Here is a 14098-nt window from a genome sequence, read left to right on the forward strand (position 1 = left end):
ACTGCGGTCGGTCAGAACCAGCGCTGCAACAGTTCCGCTACGTACTCGACCAACTGCCCGGAACTGAAACCGAAGAACACCACCGCGACCACTGCGGCTATCCAGTTCACCAGCATCAGCACCCCATCGCGTTCCAGCAGCGCCAGCGAAAACAGCAGCAGCTGGAAGCCGAACAGATAATTGGTGAAGGGGATCGGCAGGGACAGCAGCACCCCCAGCAACACCAGCAGCAGGCCGCTGAAGGCATGCGCGGCAACCGGCTGCAGGAGCTGCGGCAGCCGCGGCTTCAGCAGGCGGTCGAGCCGGCGCAGCGCGCCATCGATACGGTCCAGGAACCTGTGCATCGTGCCGCGCCTGGGTCCACGGCGGGCGATGAAACCCGGCACCCACGGCTTGCGCAGCCCGCACATCATCTGCGCGCCGATCAGGATGACCAGCGGACCGCTGAGGGCCCCGCCCACGCCGGGAATCGGGATGAACGAGGGCAGGATGGCGATGAACAGGAACACGCCGAACGCACTCTGCTGCAGGTTCTGCAGGATCTGCCCCAGCTTCATGTGCTGGGCCGGGTCGCCGAACTCGAACATCGCCAACAGCGTGCGGATGCCTTCGTTGCGGTAGTTCGACCCGCTGTCTGAGGGGCAAGCGTCGTCCGGCGGCAGGCCGGGATCAGGCGGTGAGTTCATCGGCCTGCTCGTCGGAAAGCGTGCGCAGCAGAAGTTTGTCCACGCGCGCACCGTCCAGGTCGATCACCTCGATGCGCCAACCGGCCCAGTCGAAGTACTCGCCCACGTGCGGGATGCGGCCGAAGAAGTGGATGCACATGCCGGCCAGCGTGTAGTAATCGCCGTCCTCGGCATCGGGCAGGTCATTGGTGCCCAGCAGCTCGCGCAGGTCTTCGATCGGCAGCGAGCCGTCCACCAGCAGCGAGCCGTCTTCGCGGGTCACCACCAGCGCATCTTCATCCGCGTTTTCGGTGGCCTGCAGACGGCCGACCACCGCGCCCATCAGGTCGCTGATGGTGACCAGCCCCTGAATTTCGCCATACTCGTCCACCACCAGTGCGACCGACTGCTGTTCCTCGCGGAAGATTTCCAGCAGCTTCATCGCATGGGTGCTTTCAGAAACGTACAGCACCTCGCGCAGGTTCTGGAACAAGGCGTGGTCACCGCGCGCCATGCGCGTGGCCAGGCTCTTCATTTCAAGGATGCCGACCACGTCCGAGTCATTGTCCCGGTACACCGGATACCGCGAGAACTCGTTCTCGCTCATGATCTCCAGGTTCTTCTCCAGCGCGCCCTGGGTATCCAGCCATGCAATGCGGTTGCGCGGGGTCATCAGGCTGTCGGCGGTGCGGTCGCCCAGCCGCATCACGCGGTTCATCATGTCGCGCTCGTGCGCGTCGATCACGCCGGCCTCGTGGCTTTCGGCCACCAGCATGCGGATCTCTTCTTCGGTGACGCTAGCCGCTTCATCCTTGCCCAGCCCGATCACCCTCAGCACCAGGCGGGTGCTGTGGGACAGCAGCCAGACGGCCGGGAAGGCGATCCGCGAAAGCCAGCCCATCGGCCAGGCAACCAGGCCGGCGATATCTTCCGAGCGGGTGATGGCAAGACGCTTGGGCACCAGCTCGCCGAAGATCAGCGTCAGGAAGGTGATCAAGGCCACCGCCAGTGCCTTGCCGACCTGGTTGGCGTAGGCGAAGCCGGGGAACAGGTCGTGCAGCCAGGCAGCGATGGCCAGCCCGATCGCCTCGCCACCGAACACACCGGTCAGGATGCCGATCAGGGTGATGCCGATCTGCACCGTGGACAGGAAGCTTTCCGGCTTTTCGGACAGTTCCAGTGCGCGTTCGGCGCGCTTGCTGGTGGCGGCCATCTGCTTGAGCCGGCTCTTGCGCGAGGTCATGACCGACATCTCGGACATGGCGAAGAAGCCGTTGAGCAGGATCAGGGCCAGGACAATAATCAGTTCAAACACGGGCATCGTCCCCGGTTGGTGGCAGGGAAGAAGGGTGTCTGCGATGGCGGCAGGCGCTGGGGACCGGGGTCGGGCGCGGCGGCGGGGGGTAAGGGTCGTCGTCCATAGGTGTGCGCCCGTAGGCGCGCTGGCATCTTAGCAAACAGAGGGTGGCGAGCGGCAACTGCCCGTTCAGGTTGGGGGCGGATTCCGTCAGAAATGTCCGGGAGTACCCGCAACGGTCATCTAGCCGTCATAATTCCACCTGGTGCCGTCCTTCCCGTGACGGCGAACAGGTTTCTCAATGTTCTCTCTGCAGACCATTTTCGGCTCCGGCAAACAGTTCTACACCCTGCTTGATGAGGCCGCCGTCGCGGCCAGCGACAGCGCACGCGCCCTGCACGCGATGATGCGCGAGTCCGACCGCCAGCCTGCGCTGGATGCCTTCAAGCTTGCCCGTCTGCGTGAACGCGCCGCGTCGGACAAGATCAGCCAGGCGCTGGTGGACAGTTTCATGACCCCGATCGAGCGCGAGGACATCGAAGCGCTCGGCTCGGCGCTGTACAAGATTCCCAAGCAGGTCGAAAAGTTCGCTGACCGCTATTCGCTGGCCGTGGCCCACCTGGAGCACATCGACTTCGCCCCGCGCGCGGCGATGCTGGAACAGGCCGCCGCCGTGGTGGTGGAAATGGTGGCGGACCTGCGCCACATGAACCTGGACCGTATGACCGCGCTCAACGAAAAGCTGCGCGCGCTGGAAAACGAGGCCGACCGGCTGATGCTGGAGCTGTACCGCGACATCTATTCCGGTCGCCTGGACCACCTGCAGATGTTCCTGCTGAAGGAATTCTTCGAGATCCTGGAAAAGGCCATCGACCGCTGCCGCGAGGCGGGCGTTGTGGCGTACCAGATCGTCTTGAAGAACAGCTGACGGGCCGCACGGATGCTGACCCTTGTCCTGGTGGTGATTTTCGCCGCGCTCGTCTTCGAGTTCATCAACGGCTTCCACGATACCGCCAACTCCATCGCCACCGTGGTCGCCACCAAGGTGCTGTCGCCGGGTTGGGCGGTCATGCTGGCGGCCTTCATGAACCTCATCGGCGCACTGACCGGCACCGCCGTCGCGCTGACCATCGCCTCCGGCCTGCTCAACACCAACGTGGTCGACGTGACCCCGCAGGTGATCCTGTGCGCACTGCTGGGCGGCATCATCTGGAACCTGATCACCTGGTGGAAGGGGCTGCCGTCCTCTTCCTCCCACGCGTTGATCGGTGGCCTGTGCGGCGCCGGCCTGGCCGCTGCCCACAACAATTGGGATGCGTTGATCTGGTCCGAGCGGCTGGGCAGCTGGGCGCAGAACAAAGGCCTGCTGTGGAAGGTGTTCGTGCCGATGATCACCTCGCCGGTGGCCGGCTTCCTGCTCGGCATCGTGGTGATGCTGCTGCTGTGGGCGATGATCGCCGGCCTGGCCAAGGTGGGCGGGGCGATCGGTCGCCTGGCACGCCCGCGCTTCGTCAACATGTTCTTCGGCAAGGCGCAGATCGTTTCGGCGGCCTACATGGGCTTCGCGCACGGGCACAACGATGCGCAGAAGACGATGGGCATCATCGCCATGACGCTGATCGGCGCCGAGGCCACCGGTGCACTGGACAACCTGCCTTCGTTCCTGGCCTTCATGCATCCCGACGCGAGTGCGGGTGACGGCATCGCGATGTGGATCGTGCTGACCTGCGCGGTGGTGATGGCGGCCGGTACGGCTTCAGGTGGCTGGAAGATCATCAAGACGCTCGGCCACAAGATGGTCAAGCTGCACCCGATCCATGGCTTCGCTGCGGAAACCAGCTCGGCCACGGTGCTGACCGTGGCGGCGCACTTCGGCATGCCGGTGTCGACCACGCACAGCATCTCCACGGCGATCATGGGCGTTGGCTTTGCCAAGAACCCGCGTTCGCTGCGGTTGGGCGTGATCGAGCGCATCGTATGGGCCTGGATCCTGACCATCCCGGCGGCCGGTGGCTGTGCCTACCTGATCCTCAAGCTGTTCGAGATGGTGGGCTGGGCCTGATCGCCCGACGCCGCGCATCGGCACAAAAAAACGCCGGCCCTCGAGGCCGGCGTTTTTTGTTGGTCAGGCTTCAAGCGAGGCCAGGTCGCCCTTGGTCTCCAACCACCCCTTCCGATCCGATGCACGCTTCTTCGCCAGCAGCATGTCCATCAGCGAATGGGTCTGCTCGCCATCATCGATGGTCAACTGCACCAGACGGCGCGTATCGGGATGGATGGTCGATTCACGCAGCTGCGGCGGGTTCATCTCGCCCAGGCCCTTGAAGCGGGTCACGCTGATCGCACCCTTGATCTTCTCGCGCTCGATCTTGTCCAGCATGGTGCGCTTCTCTTCTTCATCCAGCGCGTAGAACACCTGCTTGCCCACGTCGATGCGGAACAGCGGCGGCATCGCCACGAACACGTGGCCAGCATCGACCAGCGCCGGGAAATGCTTCAGGAACAGCGCGGTGAGCAGGGTGGCGATGTGCAGGCCGTCGGAGTCGGCGTCGGCCAGGATGACGACCTTGCCGTAGCGCAGGCCACTGATGTCTTCCTTGCCCGGATCGCAACCGATGGCGATGGCCAGGTTGTGCACTTCCTCGGAGGCCAGCACGCTGTTGGAGGAGACCTCCCAGGTGTTCAGGATCTTGCCACGCAGCGGCATGATGGCCTGGAAATCCTTGTCGCGGGCCTGCTTGGCGCTGCCGCCGGCCGAGTCACCTTCCACCAGGAACAGCTCGGTGCGGGACAGGTCCTGGCTGATGCAGTCGGCCAGCTTGCCGGGCAGGGCCGGGCCCTGGGTGACCTTCTTGCGCACCACCAGCTTTTCGGTCTTCAGGCGTGCGCTGGCGCGCTCGATGGCCAGCTGCGCGATGCGCTCGCCGATTTCCACGTTCTGGTTCAGCAGCAGGCTGAAGGCGTCATGGGCGGCGCCTTCGACGAAGCCGGCGGCCTGCCGCGAGGACAGGCGTTCCTTGGTCTGGCCGCTGAACTGCGGGTCGGTCATCTTGATCGACAGCACGAAGGCGACCCGGTCCCACACATCTTCCGGCGCCAGCTTGACGCCGCGCGGCAGCAGGTTGCGGAAGTCGCAGAACTCGCGCAACGCCTCGGTCAGGCCGGTACGCAGGCCGTTGACGTGGGTACCGTGCTGGGCGGTGGGGATCAGGTTGACGTAGCTTTCCTGCACCAGCTCGCCTTCGGGCATCCACGCCACGGCCCAGTCGGCGATCTCGTTTTCCTTCTTGACGTGGCCCACGAACAGGTTGCCCGGCAGCATCTCGCGCTCGCCGAGTTCCAGCTTCAGGTAGTCGCGCAGGCCGTCTTCGTAATGCCAGGTGTCCACTTCGCCGGTGGCTTCGTCGGTCAGCTTGACCGTCAGCCCGGGGCACAGCACGGCCTTGGCGCGCAGCAGGTGCTTGAGCGCGCGCACCGCGAATTTGGGCGTATCGAAGTACTTCGGATCCGGCCAGAAGCGCAGGCGGGTGCCGGTGTTCTTCTTGCCCACGCTGCCGACCACTTCCAGCGGCGAGGCGAGGTCGCCATTGCGGAAGGTGATGCGGTGCTCGGCGCCTTCGCGCTTGATGTGCAGTTCCACCAGGGTGGACAGCGCGTTGACCACGCTCACGCCCACGCCATGCAGGCCGCCGGAGAAGGTGTAGTTGTTGTTGTTGAACTTGCCGCCCGCGTGCAGGCGGGTCAGGATCAGTTCCACGCCGGGGATCTTCTCTTCCGGGTGGATGTCCACCGGCATGCCGCGGCCGTCATCGCTGACTTCCACGCTGCCGTCCTTGTACAGCGTGATCTCGATGGAGCGCGCGTGGCCGGCCAGCGCTTCGTCCACCGAGTTGTCGATCACTTCCTGCGCCAGGTGGTTCGGGCGGGTGGTGTCGGTATACATGCCGGGGCGGCGCTTGACCGGGTCAAGGCCGGACAGGACTTCGATATCGGCGGCGTTATAGCGGGTGTTCATCTATGTTTCAAAGCGTTGGAGCGACGCGCAAGTGTGCGGTCTGGGCAGGGATTTTGCACGCCTGCGGTTCATCTGCCGGGCCAGCGGGGGCGCTAAAATGGCCATAGCTGGGAAACCGACCCCAGCGGCCCCATGTTCAGGGTCGTTACCGCGAGGAGGACTCCATGAAGAAGCTGCTCACTATCGCCATCGTTGCCGCTGCCGTGGTCGCCGTGCCGCTGGCGCTGGCCCAGAATGCCGGCCAGCCGACGCCGCAGCAGGGCGACCAGGTCAATCCGGCGCAGGCCGAAGCCGATGCGAAGGCCAAGCGCCGCGCGCAGGCCAACGCCGAGCTGAAGGCCAACGGCCAGCAGGCGCCGCAGAGCGAGGAAGAAGAGGAAGAAGCCCGCAAGAAGCGCTGATCTGCCGCGCTTGCGTGCCCGGGCCCCGGTTCTGCCGGGGCCTTCTTTTTGCCCGGTTGCCGGCTGCCCCTTGGGCTTGAGGCCTTCAATCTGTAAACTATCGCTTTCCGGGAGTAGTGCGTGTCCACCATCAGCGATTGGACTGGCAAGGCCATGCGTGGCAGCCAGCAAGGCTGGGCGCAGGTGACGGTCTCCACGACCGGCACGGCCAAGCTGACCTCGCTCGCTGGCCACCCCCTTACCTCCCTGCTCGCCGGCCCGGCGAGTCGCCAATCCCCCTTTCTGCCTACCCCCCGCCCGTTGGGCCGGAGGGGCGTGGCCGTTCCTCAATTCAATACAGGATGCTTGCAGCCATGACTCCCTTGATTTTCGTAACCGGCGGCGTGGTGTCCTCGCTCGGCAAAGGCATTGCCGCCGCGTCACTGGCCGCAATCCTCGAAGCCCGTGGCCTGAAGGTCACGATGATGAAGCTCGACCCGTACATCAACGTCGACCCGGGCACCATGAGCCCGTTCCAGCACGGCGAGGTGTACGTCACCGATGACGGCGCCGAGACCGACCTGGACCTGGGCCACTACGAGCGTTTCGTGCGCACCCGCTTGAGCCGCAAGAACTCGGTCACCACCGGGCGCATCTACGAGAACGTGATCCGCAAGGAGCGTCGCGGCGACTACCTCGGCGCCACCGTGCAGGTGATTCCGCACATCACCGATGAGATCCGCCGCTGCATCGACGAAGCCACCGAGGGCTTCGACGTGGCGCTGGTGGAAATCGGCGGCACTGTCGGCGACATCGAGTCGCTGCCGTTCCTGGAGGCTATCCGCCAGGTGCGTACCGAGCGCGGCCCGGAGAAGGCGTTGTTCATGCATCTCACCCTGGTGCCGTACATCAGTGCGGCCGGCGAGCTGAAGACCAAGCCGACCCAGCATTCGGTCAAGGAGCTGCGATCGATCGGCATCCAGCCCGACGTGCTGCTGTGCCGTTCCGAACAGGCAGTGCCGGACTCGGAGCGTCGCAAGATCGCCCAGTTCACCAACGTCTCCGAGCGCGCGGTGATCAGCGTGCCGGACGTGGACGTGCTGTACAGCATCCCGATGGGGCTGCACGCACAGGGCCTGGATGACATCGTGGTGAACCAGTTCAAGCTGGCCGACAAGGCCGGTCCGGTCGACCTGTCGATGTGGGAAGACGCGGTGGACGCCACCCTCAACCCGCTCGATGCGGTGACCATCGCGGTGGTGGGCAAGTACGTGGACCACCAGGATGCGTACAAGTCGGTTGGCGAGGCGCTCAAGCATGGCGGCCTGCGCCAGCGCACCAAGGTCACCCTGAAGTGGCTGGAAGCGCAGGAGCTGGAAGGCAGCGACATGTCCGCCCTGGCCGATGTCGATGGCATCCTGGTGCCCGGTGGCTTCGGTGACCGCGGCTTCGAAGGCAAGGTGCTGACCTCGCAGTACGCCCGCGAGCACAAGGTGCCGTACTTCGGCATCTGCTACGGCATGCAGGCTGCGGTGGTGGATTACGCCCGCCACGTGGCCGGCCTGGAAGGCGCCAACAGCACCGAGAACGACCGCCAGTCGCCGGACCCGGTGATCGGCCTGATCACCGAATGGCGCACCGCCACCGGCGACGTGGAGAAGCGTGACGACAAGAGTGACCTCGGCGGTACCATGCGCCTGGGCCTGCAGGAGCAGCGCCTGAAGCCGGGCACGCTGGCCCGCGAGCTGTACGGCAAGGACGTGGTGGAAGAGCGCCACCGCCATCGTTATGAGTTCAACAACCGCTACCGCACCCAGCTGGAAGATGCCGGCCTGGTGATCGCGGGCAAGTCGATGGACGACACCCTGGTGGAAGTGATCGAACTGCCGCGCAGTGCGCATCCGTGGTTCCTGGCCTGCCAGGCGCATCCGGAGTTCCTGTCCACCCCGCGTGCCGGCCACCCGTTGTTCATCGGCTTCATCCGTGCCGCGCGCGAGCGCAAGGCGGCGGGCCAGCCGCTGGCCGACGCCGTTGCCTGACTTGCAGTGGGGGCGTGCAGCCCCCATGTTCCGCGCTTGAACCCCTGATGCCTGCCGGCCCGTGCCGGCGCCGCGCCACAACAAGGAAACGCCATGAAACTGTGTGGATTCGAGGTCGGGCTGGACCAGCCCCTGTTCCTGATCGCCGGCCCCTGCGTGATCGAGTCGATGCAGCTGCAGCTCGACGTCGCTGGCCGCCTGAAGGAAATCACCGGCCGGCTCGGGGTGAATTTCATCTTCAAGTCCAGCTTCGACAAGGCCAACCGCACCTCCGGTACCGCCTTCCGTGGCCCGGGCATGGAAGAAGGCCTGAAGGTACTGGCCGAAGTGAAGAAGCAGATCGGCGTGCCGGTGCTGACCGACGTGCATGAATACACCCCGATGGACGAAGTGGCCTCGGTGGTCGATGTGCTGCAGACGCCTGCGTTCCTGGTCCGGCAGACCGATTTCATCACCAAGGTCTGTGCCGCCGGCAAGCCGGTGAACATCAAGAAGGGCCAGTTCCTGTCCCCATGGGACATGAAGCCGGTGGTGGAGAAGGCCAAGGCGACCGGCAACGAGCAGATCATGGTCTGCGAGCGCGGCGCCAGCTTCGGCTACAACAACCTGGTCAGCGACATGCGCTCGCTCTCGGTGATGCGCGATACCGGCTGCCCGGTGGTGTTCGATGCCACCCATTCGGTGCAGCTGCCGGGCGGGCAGGGCACCAGCTCCGGTGGCCAGCGCGAATTCGTGCCGGTGCTGTCGCGTGCTGCGGTCGCGGTCGGTGTGTCCGGCCTGTTTGCCGAAACCCATCCCGACCCGTCCAAGGCGCTGTCCGATGGCCCCAATGCCTGGCCGCTGGATCGGATGGAAGAACTGCTGGAGACCCTGATGGAGCTCGATGCGGTGACCAAGAAGCACGGTTTCTCGCGCTTCGCATGAGTCTTGATCCGTGGGCGGCGCTCGCTGCGCGCCGCCAGCGGCGGCAGTGGCGCCACTGGCCATGGGGCTGGACGGCCCTTGGCCTGTCTCTGGCGGCTTGGGCCAGCGTGTTCATGCTGGCCTTCCTGGTGCTCGCCAGTGTCGGCATGCCCGGCGATGGCGACCATGCCCTGCGGGCGACCCGCATTCCCCTGCTGATCACACTTTGCATCGGCGTGCTGGTGACGCTCGGCTGCCTGGTGGCCAGTGTGCTGTCGCTGCGCCTGCCGCAACGGCCGGCCGCAGGCATCGCAGCGCTCGCGCTGCTGGCCCTGCTGGTGGCCTGCCTGCTGTTGCCGCGCCTGTTCTAGATAGCCGCGCTGCAGGCGTGTCGGTACGGGATTCAGCGACCGATTTGGCAATGGGCGGCCGTGCGGGGATAATCACGCGGCATTCGTTTTTGTCGCCTTCCTCTACAGACAGGTAACCGGCCAGCCCATGAGTACGATCCGCAGCATCCACGCCCGTGAAATCCTCGACAGCCGTGGCAACCCCACGCTGGAAGCCGACGTCATCCTGGAGGACGGTTCGTTCGGTCGCGCCGCAGTCCCCTCCGGCGCCTCGACCGGCACCAAGGAAGCGGTGGAACTGCGTGACGGTGACAAGACCCGTTACCTCGGCAAAGGCGTGCGCAAGGCCGTGGAGAACATCAACGGCGCCATTGCCGGCGCACTGACCGGCTTCGATGCCGCCGACCAGGAAGGCCTTGACCGCCGCCTGATCGACCTCGATGGCACCGAGAACAAGGGCCGCCTGGGCGCCAACGCGCTGCTGGGTGTTTCGATGGCCGCCGCGCACGCCGCCGCCGCATCGAACAAGCAGGCGCTGTGGCAGTACCTGGCTGGCAAGACCGGTGTTTCACCGTCGCTGCCGGTGCCGATGATGAACATCATCAACGGTGGTGCGCACGCCGACAACAACGTGGACTTCCAGGAGTTCATGGTGCTGCCGGTGGGCTTCAGCTCGTTCTCCGAAAGCCTGCGCGCCGGTACCGAGATCTTCCATTCGCTGAAGTCGGTGCTGAAGGGCCATGGCCTGAGCACCGCCGTGGGCGACGAAGGCGGCTTCGCGCCGGACTTCCGCAGCAACGTCGAAGCGCTCGACACCATCTTGGAAGCGATCGGCAAGGCCGGTTACACCGCCGGTGACGACGTGCTGCTGGGCCTGGACGTGGCCTCCAGCGAGTTCTACGAAAACGGCAAGTACAACCTGGTCGGCGAGAACAAGCGCCTGACCTCCGAGCAGTTCGTCGACTTCCTCGCTGACTGGTCGAACCAGTACCCGATCATCACCATCGAAGACGGCCTGGCCGAGAACGACTGGGCCGGCTGGAAGCTGCTGACCGACCGCATCGGCAAGAAGGTGCAGCTGGTCGGCGACGATCTGTTCGTCACCAACCCGAAGATCTTCAAGGAAGGCATCGATTCGGGCACCGCCAACGCGATCCTGATCAAGGTCAACCAGATCGGCACCCTGAGCGAAACGCTGGAAGCGATCGCCATGGCCGACCGCGCCGGTTACGCGGCCATCGTGTCGCACCGTTCGGGCGAGACCGAAGACACCACCATCGCCGACATCGCCGTTGCTACCACGGCAACCCAGATCAAGACCGGTTCGCTGTGCCGCAGTGATCGCGTGGCCAAGTACAACCAGCTGCTGCGCATCGAAGAAGCGCTGGGTGCCGGCGCGCGTTACGCCGGTCGTGATGCCTTCGTTTCGTTGAAGCGCTGATCCCATGCGCAACTGGCGGTGGGCGCTGTTGGCCTTGGCCCTGCTGCTGGCATGGTTGCAGTACCGTTTCTGGTTCGGCCCGGGCAATTCAGGCGAAGTGATGACCCTGGAAGCCCAGGTCGAGCACCAGAACCGTGACAACGATGGCCTGCAGCAGCGCAACGATGCGCTGGCTGCCGAAGTCCAGGATCTGAAGGAAGGGCAGGCGGCCATCGAAGAGCGCGCGCGCAGCGAGCTGGGCATGATCAAGCCCGGCGAGAAGTTCTACCGCGTGGTCGAAGATGCGCCGGTGGCCCCGGTGCGTGCCCCTGTGGCCGCGCCGACGCCAGCCGATCACCCGGCCGACGTGCCATGAGCGCGGCGATCTGGGTAATAGTGCCCGCTGCCGGTCGTGGCAGTCGTTTCGGCGCTCCGGTGCCCAAGCAGTACCTGCAGGCAGGCGGCCGGACCCTGCTGGCCCACACCCTGGATGCCCTGCTGGTGCACCCTGCGGTGGCCGGTGCGATGGTGGTGATCAGTGCCGACGATGCGGATTGGCCGGGCTGGACCGAATGGTCCGGCAAGCCCGTCCTGACCTGCCACGGCGGCGAGACGCGGGCGGCGTCGGTGCTGGCCGGGCTGCTCGCCTTGCCCGACAGCGTGCGCGCCGATGAATTCGTGCTGGTGCATGACGCGGCGCGGCCCAACCTGGCGCTGGCCGATCTCAGCCGGCTGCTGGAAGTGGGGCGCGCTGATCCGGTGGGTGCGATCCTGGCCGCCCCGGTGCGCGACACGCTGAAACGCGCCGGCGACGATGGCGGCATCGACGGCACCGAGCCGCGCGCGCGGCTGTGGCGGGCACTGACCCCGCAGCTGTTCCGTCGCCACCAGTTGGCGCGGGCACTGACCGAGGCGGCTGCCGCTGGCATCGAGGTTACCGACGATGCCATGGCCATGGAATGCCAGGGCCAGCGTCCGGTGCTTGTGGAAGGCAGCGAGGACAACTTCAAGGTCACCACGCCCGCGGACCTGGACCGCTTCGAATTCGTACTTTCCCGTCGCGCCGAATGACCGGCGCGCGCGCTGCATAGCAAAGGCTGTTCCGATGACCACGCTTCCTTTCCCGCCTGTCCGCATTGGCCAGGGTTACGACGTCCATGCCTTCGGCCCGGGCGACCACATCATGTTGGGGGGAGTGCGCGTTGCGCATACCGCCGGCGTGCTGGCGCACAGCGACGGCGATGTGATCCTGCACGCGCTGTGCGATGCGATGCTCGGTGCGCTGGCGCTGGGCGATATCGGCCAGCATTTTCCGCCCAGCGATGACCGCTGGAAGGATGCCGACAGCAGCGATTTCCTTCTCCACTGCGACGTGTTGCTGCGCTCGCGTGGCTGGCAGGTCGGCAACACCGACATCACCGTGATCTGCGAACGTCCCAAGGTCGGGCCGCATGCCGCGGCCATGCGCGAGCGCATTGCCGAGCTGCTGCAGCTGCCGGTCGATGCGGTCAGCATCAAGGCGACCACGTCGGAAAAGCTGGGCTTCACCGGTCGCGAGGAAGGCATTGCAGCGCAGGCCATCGTGCTGCTGGTGGCGGCATGATGCCGTTGCCGCTGGCCTTTGGTGAGCCACTGTTCGCACGTGCACTTGTCCGCAGCACGCCCGATGATTTCCAGGTCGATGAACTGCCGTCCTTCGAACCCACCGGCGAAGGCGAACACCTGCTGCTGGAGATCCGCAAGCGCGGCGCCAATACGGTGCACGTGGCCAAGCTGCTGGCGCAGTGGGCCGGCCTGCCGGAGATGGCGGTGAGCTTTGCCGGGATGAAGGATCGGCACGCGGTCACCACCCAGCGCTTCAGCGTGCACCTGCCCAAGCGCGTGGCGCCGGACCTGGGCCTGCTGGCCAGCGACGAAGTGGAGGTGGTGTCCTCGACCTGGCACAACCGCAAGCTGCAGCGCGGGGCGCTGGCCGGCAACCGCTTCAAGCTGGTGCTGCGCGAAGTGGACGGTGATGCCGCAGCGATCGACGCACGCCTGCAACAGATCGCCGAACGCGGCATTCCCAACTGGTTCGGTGAGCAGCGCTTCGGCCGCGACGGTGGCAACGTGCCCGCCGCGCTGGCGATGTTCGGCGGCCGCCGCATGCGCAAGGACCAGCGTTCGCTGCTGCTGTCGGCCGCCCGTTCGGCCCTGTTCAACCGCGTGCTCGCCGCGCGCGTGGAGCAGGGCAGCTGGGACCAGCCGATCGACGGCGAGGTCTGGATGCTGGATGGCAGCCGCAGCGTGTTCGGTCCCGAGCCGTGGAGCGAGGTGCTGGCTGAACGCCTGGCCCGTTTCGACATCCATCCCAGCGGCCCGTTGTGGGGCGTCGGCGACCTGCGCAGCAGCGATGCCGCGCGTGCGCTGGAGCTGGCTGCGATCGACGATGAGCAGTCGCAGGCGCTGCGTGCCGGGCTGGAAGCCGAAGGCCTGAAGCACGAGCGCCGTTCGCTGCGCCTGCGTCCGGCGCTGCTGCAGCACCAATGGCTGCAGGAAGGCGTGCTGGAACTGTCCTTCGCGCTGCCGCCGGGCTGCTACGCCACCGCCGTACTGCACGAACTCGGGCCGGTCACCGACGCTTCGTGACAGAGAGAAGGCGGGGCCAGCACCCCGCCTTTTGCATGCTCTCAGCAGAGCAGGCCGTCACAGTTGCGTAGGGAAGATACCTGCGGGAGTGGCACCGTTCTGCGATTGCCGATGGTCGTGCCGTCGTTGCGCAGGCAATCCACGTAGATCGTACAGTTGGTCTGATCCCAGACTTCCATCCTGGCATTGCTGCAGCTGCTCGCGGCGGATGACGCGTTGAAGGCGTTATGGCATTGCTGCGGGGTTGGACGTGCCAACATCGTCACCGCGTCGATGTCCTGGCCCGATGCGGTAGTGCTTGCCAGAAGGCAGGCGAACAGTGAAGCGTAGGCGAACGTGTTCATTGGCAATTCTCCAGTTGGAAAGATGCCCGTCGCGGACGTGCTTGACGGGCATCGCCA

At 65.6% G+C, this 14098-nt stretch carries 15 protein-coding genes; 11 read left to right on the top strand and 4 right to left on the bottom strand.

What is annotated here, in order from left to right:
- Positions 1-11 precede the first annotated feature (11 nt).
- Both CXG43_RS11480 and CXG43_RS11485 read right to left on the bottom strand, forming a co-directional pair.
- Positions 12-587, bottom strand: coding sequence for an exopolysaccharide biosynthesis protein (locus tag CXG43_RS11480; RefSeq protein WP_223181638.1), 576 nt, complete (start codon positions 585-587; stop codon positions 12-14).
- 82 nt (positions 588-669) lie between these two features.
- The gene (locus CXG43_RS11485) at positions 670-1980 is read right to left on the bottom strand and encodes a hemolysin family protein (RefSeq protein ID WP_101100132.1); all 1311 of its coding nucleotides are present in this window, start codon (positions 1978-1980) and stop codon (positions 670-672) included.
- 283 nt (positions 1981-2263) lie between these two features.
- Between CXG43_RS11485 and CXG43_RS11490 the strand changes: the two genes are divergently transcribed.
- Positions 2264-2890 carry a DUF47 family protein gene (locus CXG43_RS11490; RefSeq protein ID WP_042613020.1) on the top strand — a complete coding sequence of 209 codons (627 nt, stop codon included), beginning with the start codon at positions 2264-2266 and terminating at the stop codon, positions 2888-2890.
- 12 nt (positions 2891-2902) lie between these two features.
- Positions 2903-4024 carry an inorganic phosphate transporter gene (locus CXG43_RS11495; protein ID WP_101100052.1) on the top strand — a complete coding sequence of 374 codons (1122 nt, stop codon included), beginning with the start codon at positions 2903-2905 and terminating at the stop codon, positions 4022-4024.
- A 63-nt stretch (positions 4025-4087) separates the two neighbouring features.
- Here CXG43_RS11495 and parE read toward each other — a convergent pair whose 3' ends face one another.
- The gene (parE, locus tag CXG43_RS11500; RefSeq protein ID WP_042613022.1) at positions 4088-5977 is read right to left on the bottom strand and encodes a DNA topoisomerase IV subunit B; all 1890 of its coding nucleotides are present in this window, start codon (positions 5975-5977) and stop codon (positions 4088-4090) included.
- Between the two features lie 164 nt (positions 5978-6141).
- Between parE and CXG43_RS11505 the strand changes: the two genes are divergently transcribed.
- From CXG43_RS11505 to truD, 9 genes are all read left to right on the top strand, one after another.
- The gene (locus CXG43_RS11505; RefSeq protein WP_101100053.1) at positions 6142-6378 is read left to right on the top strand and encodes a hypothetical protein; all 237 of its coding nucleotides are present in this window, start codon (positions 6142-6144) and stop codon (positions 6376-6378) included.
- A 353-nt stretch (positions 6379-6731) separates the two neighbouring features.
- Positions 6732-8396: a CTP synthase gene (locus CXG43_RS11510; protein ID WP_101100054.1), complete on the top strand. Its 1665-nt coding sequence runs from the start codon at positions 6732-6734 to the stop codon at positions 8394-8396.
- Positions 8397-8489: 93 nt separating this feature from the next.
- Positions 8490-9320: a 3-deoxy-8-phosphooctulonate synthase gene (kdsA, locus tag CXG43_RS11515; RefSeq protein ID WP_101100055.1), complete on the top strand. Its 831-nt coding sequence runs from the start codon at positions 8490-8492 to the stop codon at positions 9318-9320.
- Positions 9317-9670, top strand: coding sequence for a hypothetical protein (locus tag CXG43_RS11520; protein ID WP_101100056.1), 354 nt, complete (start codon positions 9317-9319; stop codon positions 9668-9670). The genes kdsA and CXG43_RS11520 overlap by 4 nt, the downstream gene beginning before the upstream one ends.
- 127 nt (positions 9671-9797) lie before the next feature.
- Complete coding sequence (eno, locus tag CXG43_RS11525; protein ID WP_101100057.1) at positions 9798-11090, top strand: phosphopyruvate hydratase; 1293 nt, start codon at positions 9798-9800, stop codon at positions 11088-11090.
- A gap of 4 nt (positions 11091-11094) precedes the next feature.
- Complete coding sequence (ftsB, locus tag CXG43_RS11530) at positions 11095-11445, top strand: cell division protein FtsB (protein WP_042613028.1); 351 nt, start codon at positions 11095-11097, stop codon at positions 11443-11445.
- The gene (ispD, locus tag CXG43_RS11535) at positions 11442-12140 is read left to right on the top strand and encodes a 2-C-methyl-D-erythritol 4-phosphate cytidylyltransferase (protein WP_042613029.1); all 699 of its coding nucleotides are present in this window, start codon (positions 11442-11444) and stop codon (positions 12138-12140) included. Before ftsB ends, ispD begins: the two co-directional genes overlap by 4 nt.
- Positions 12141-12174: 34 nt before the next feature.
- Positions 12175-12672 carry a 2-C-methyl-D-erythritol 2,4-cyclodiphosphate synthase gene (gene ispF, locus CXG43_RS11540; protein ID WP_101100058.1) on the top strand — a complete coding sequence of 166 codons (498 nt, stop codon included), beginning with the start codon at positions 12175-12177 and terminating at the stop codon, positions 12670-12672.
- Positions 12669-13697, top strand: a complete 1029-nt coding sequence (gene truD / locus CXG43_RS11545) for a tRNA pseudouridine(13) synthase TruD (protein ID WP_101100059.1) — start codon at positions 12669-12671, stop codon at positions 13695-13697. The genes ispF and truD overlap by 4 nt, the downstream gene beginning before the upstream one ends.
- 41 nt (positions 13698-13738) lie before the next feature.
- Here truD and CXG43_RS11550 read toward each other — a convergent pair whose 3' ends face one another.
- On the bottom strand, positions 13739-14041 hold the full coding sequence (locus CXG43_RS11550) for a hypothetical protein (protein WP_101100060.1): 303 nt from the start codon (positions 14039-14041) through the stop codon (positions 13739-13741).
- Between the last annotated feature and the right edge of the window lie 57 nt (positions 14042-14098).

Source organism: Stenotrophomonas sp. Bg11-02 (genome assembly GCF_002836635.1).
Taxonomy (GTDB): domain Bacteria; phylum Pseudomonadota; class Gammaproteobacteria; order Xanthomonadales; family Xanthomonadaceae; genus Stenotrophomonas; species Stenotrophomonas lacuserhaii.